Consider the following 641-nt stretch of genomic DNA (forward strand, 5'->3'; position numbering starts at 1 on the left):
AGCCTGAACAGTCTCGAGAGCTTGGCTAAGTAACATAAAAAAATCCGTAATCTTGGGATGATTACGGATTTTTGCAGAACTGTAGGATCGTTCAACCTATTATTTAGTTCTTAACTGATCGGCATTAGGCCATTATTTAGGCTTTTTTTACTCAGAACATTGATGTCGTCCCATAATTTAACCCGCTGCGACAAGTACACAACTGCCTGAACATCCACAAGCGACTTTGTGACCTTCTAGCGCAACAGGGATAGCCTTAATTTTCATTAAGTTATCACCTTCAACGATAGTGCCAGTTTTTTTACATGAAGGACAATAAACAGAGTCGCCCATACAAGCGACGCCTTGGGTTTGTTTGGCGAGAGAAGAAGCAGTCAACACCGTTCCTCCGGTATTCGTCGTATCATTTCTTAAAATAATTTTTTTGCCGTTCACAAGACTACGCATTGCATTTTTTCCTGATCAAGTGTTGCTAAAAGCTGTTCAAGCTGATACTTAAAATCACCTGTTTTACGGTAAGCGCTTAATGAACCAGTAAAGCTTTACTCAACCTCACTGATTTCTACGTTCCATGGCATGAGATCCGACACATCATCTTTCGGACTTCGTTTTGGTAACTCGGTAAACAGGTGTTGGAAGTA

General features: G+C 40.7%; 1 protein-coding gene. It reads right to left on the reverse strand.

The genetic code is table 11. The annotated features are described in order from the left end of the window. Nucleotides 1-177: 177 nt before the first annotated feature. On the reverse strand, nt 178-447 hold the full coding sequence (locus ACLPIE_RS22550; protein ID WP_430263850.1) for a PAAR domain-containing protein: 270 nt from the start codon (nt 445-447) through the stop codon (nt 178-180). Nucleotides 448-641: the final 194 nt, after the last annotated feature.

The sequence above is a fragment of the Providencia sp. Me31A genome, assembly GCF_050487165.1.
Classification (GTDB): domain Bacteria; phylum Pseudomonadota; class Gammaproteobacteria; order Enterobacterales; family Enterobacteriaceae; genus Providencia.

What these genes read in the sequence shown, in the direction of transcription:
- ACLPIE_RS22550 (WP_430263850.1), bottom strand. Translation starts at nt 447, where the DNA reads ATGCGTAGTCTTGTGAACGGCAAAAAAATTATTTTAAGAAATGATACG.